Annotated in this window: 3 protein-coding genes and 1 pseudogene; 3 read left to right on the top strand and 1 reads right to left on the bottom strand. The window is 70.1% G+C overall.

Translation table 11 applies throughout. From position 1 onward, the window contains the following. A pseudogene (locus VOI19_RS16750) lies at positions 1–182 on the top strand (mismatch-specific DNA-glycosylase); the annotation flags it as partial. A gap of 59 nt (positions 183–241) precedes the next feature. On the opposite strand, the gene glgC reads toward VOI19_RS16750, so the two are convergent. After that, on the bottom strand, positions 242–1,477 hold the full coding sequence (glgC, locus tag VOI19_RS16745) for a glucose-1-phosphate adenylyltransferase (protein ID WP_323794097.1): 1,236 nt from the start codon (positions 1,475–1,477) through the stop codon (positions 242–244). Between the two features lie 165 nt (positions 1,478–1,642). Here glgC and VOI19_RS16740 point away from each other — a divergent pair, with 165 nt between their 5' ends. Together VOI19_RS16740 and VOI19_RS16735 are read left to right on the top strand one after the other, a co-directional pair. Continuing rightward, positions 1,643–2,290 carry a DUF4956 domain-containing protein gene (locus VOI19_RS16740; protein ID WP_323794096.1) on the top strand — a complete coding sequence of 216 codons (648 nt, stop codon included), beginning with the start codon at positions 1,643–1,645 and terminating at the stop codon, positions 2,288–2,290. Further along, entirely contained in the window at positions 2,287–3,141 is an 855-nt protein-coding gene (locus VOI19_RS16735; protein WP_323794095.1) for a polyphosphate polymerase domain-containing protein, read from the top strand. The genes VOI19_RS16740 and VOI19_RS16735 overlap by 4 nt, the downstream gene beginning before the upstream one ends. Positions 3,142–3,269: the final 128 nt, after the last annotated feature.

Here is a 3,269-nt window from a genome sequence, read left to right as displayed (position 1 = left end):
ATCGCACCGCCTTCGGGCACCCGAAGGCGGTGAGGGGCCGCCAGCCGGCCGACGAGGACGGCCCCTTCGCGGGGACCGACCTGTGGGTCGTGCCCACCCCGAGCGGCCTCAACGCCCACGAGACCGTCGAGACCCTCGCTGCTGCCTACGCCGAGCCCGCTCGAGCCGCCGGCGTCCTCTAGCTCTGCGTCTGGTGACACCTGGTGTCACCAGACGCAGAGTCAGCGGTGGATCGGAGCAGTCAGCCGAACGGCTGGTCCTTGCCGAGCACGGTGAGCCCGTCCTCGACGAGGAAGCCACGCGCGCGGTCGGCATCGGTGTCGACGCCGATCTCCGCGCCGGGGGGCACGACGACGTTCTTGTCGAGGATCGCGTTGCGCACCACGGCACCCGCCCCGATGATGACGCCGTTCATCAGCACCGAGCCCTCGACCGACGCGCCCTCGCCGACGCGCACCGCCGGGGAGAGCACCGAGCGGCTGACGTGGCCACCACTGACCACGACCCCAGGTGAGAGGACCGCCTCGTCGATCTGGGCGCCGCGACCGCCGGACGCGACGACCTTGGCGGGCGGTTGCGGGCCGTAGGAGGTGTAGATCGGCCAGTCGAAGTTGTAGAGGTTGAAGATCGGCAGCGGCGACACGACGTCCATGTGGGCGGCGTAGTAGGACCCGAGAGTTCCGACGTCGCGCCAGTAGCCCTTGTCGCGCTCGGTCGCGCCGGGCACGACGTTGTCCTGGTAGTCGTAGACGGCCGCCTGGTTGCGCCGCACGAACGACGGCACGATGTCGCCGCCCATGTCGTGCTTCGACCCCTCGGTGGTCGCATCGCGCGTGACCGCCTCCACGAGGGCGTCGGCGTCGAAGACGTAGTTGCCCATCGAGGCCAGCACCTCACCGGGGCTGTCGGGCAGCCCGGTCGGGTCGGTGGGCTTCTCGAGGAAGTCGCGGATGCGCCGCGGGTCGTCGGGCACGACGTCGATGACGCCGAACTGGTCGGCCATGGCGATCGGCTGACGGATGGCCGCGACCGTGCACGCCGCACCGCTCTCGACGTGCTGGCTGACCATCTGGGAGAAGTCCATCCGGTAGACGTGGTCGGCGCCGACGACCACCACGATGTCGGGCTTCTCGTCCTTGATGAGGTTGAGGGACTGGAAGATCGCGTCGCCCGAACCGAGGTACCAGTGCTTGCCGACCCGCTGCTGCGCCGGCACCGGCGCCACGTAGTTGCCGAGCATCGACGACATCCGCCAGGTCTGGGTGACGTGGCGGTCGAGGCTGTGCGACTTGTACTGCGTCAGCACGACGACCTGGAGGTAGCCGGAGTTGACGACGTTGGAGAGCGCGAAGTCGATCAGCCGGTAGATGCCGGCGAAGGGGACCGCCGGTTTGGCTCGATCGGCTGTCAGCGGCATGAGCCGCTTACCCTCTCCACCAGCAAGGACGATGGCCAGGACCTTCGGGCGCGCGCTCACCTGAGCCAACGTACGCCCCTTTCGTGGCCCGCGTCACCCGCCTCGCCAGAGTCACAGCCGGCCCACAGGTCCTTGGCAGCCCACGCCCCGACAAGCACGGCACCTTCTACATCACCAGCCCCCGGAACCACCACCGGCACCACGTGAACGACGGAAGGACCACCCGTGAACTCGCTCTACCTCGCCCTGGCCGATCTCATCGCCATCAGTCTCCTCTGCTTCGCCGTCTACTACCCCCGCCACCGCCGCCGCGAGCTGCTCGTCGCGTTCCTCGGCGTCAACGTCGGGGTGCTGGCCGTGACCACGGCGCTGGTGTCGAGCGATGCCACCCTCGGTCTCGGCCTCGGCCTGTTCGGGGTGCTGTCGATCATTCGACTGCGCTCCATCGAGCTCGGCCAGCACGAGGTTGCCTACTACTTCGCCTCCCTGACCCTCGGCCTGCTCGGCGGCCTCGGTGCCCTCGAGCTCGCCCCCACCGCACTGCTCATGGCCCTGGTCGTCGCCGTGATCGCCGGGGCCGACAGCCCGCGCCTCTACAGCCGCGACCAGCAGCAGCTGCTGGTGCTCGACGGCGCCTACACCGACGAGACGCTGCTGACCGCCGTCGTGGAGGAGCAGCTCGGCGGCGAGGTCACCAAGGTGGTCGTGCAGAAGATCGACCTCGTCAACGACACCACCGTGGTCGACGTCCGCTGGCGCCGCATCGTGATCTCCTCACCGCGGAAGAACCTCTCCCCTGCCGGCACCGCATCGACCACCGGATCGACCACCGGGCCGACCACCGGGCCGATCACCGTGGGGGCCGGCGCATGATCAGCCCGGGAGTCGACCCGGGAACCCCCTCGGTGGATCAGCACCGACTCCCGGTCGACCGGCTCGCTGCGACCTCCCTGGAGGAGCTCACGAGCGAGGGGGCGCTGATGACGCGCACCGATCGCAAGTACGTCGTCGCCACGCACGCGCTGCCCTCCCTGATGACCGCGTTCCAGGCGCTCGACCCGAACCTGAAGGTCCTCGAGATCGACGGGCTGCGACGCCAGCGCTACGACTCGACCTACCTCGACACCCCCGAGCTGGAGGCCTACTGGCGAGCGGCGCGGAGCCGGCGACACCGCTTCAAGATCCGCACCCGCCACTACCTCGACACCGACGCGGCGTTCACCGAGGTCAAGACCCGCGGACCACGCGGCACCACCGTCATGGCCCGCACCGGCCGCGCCGTCCCTCTCGACGGAGCCACACCCTCGCTGACCTCGGCCGACGACGGGTTCGTGGAGACCGAGCTGCACCGCGCTGGCCTCTCCCACGTGGACGTCTCGACGCTCGTACCGACCCTGCGCACTACCTACGTCCGCAGCACGCTGTGGCTCCCGAGCTCGAGCTCACGGGCCACGATCGATCTCGACCTCACCTGGTCACTCCCCTGGAGCGGCGACATCGCCCGGGTGCCGGGCCTGGCCGTCATCGAGACCAAGACCACCGGCGCACGCACCGGCGTCGATCGCGCGCTGTGGGCTCAGGGGCACCGGCCCACGCGGATCTCCAAGTACGCCACCGGGCTGGCCCTGTTGCTGCCCGACCTGCCCGCCCACCGCTGGCACCGCGTCCGCACCCAGCAGCTCCAGTCGCACGTCACCTACCACCACACCGAGGAGTCGGCATGAACCTCCGCACCCCCTTCTTCCGCCGCACCGTCCGCCGCACCGTCCGGCAGGGCGCGGCCTCCCTGGCCGCCCTGGCCATCACCGCCGGCGGGCTCAGTGCCTGCAGCCCCACCTCTGCGGCCGGCGCG

This window comes from Nocardioides sp. (assembly GCF_034670285.1).
GTDB lineage: Bacteria > Actinomycetota > Actinomycetes > Propionibacteriales > Nocardioidaceae > Nocardioides.
The sequence above is the reverse complement of the archived record's forward strand: the minus strand, read 5'-3'. Positions and strand labels throughout refer to the sequence as shown.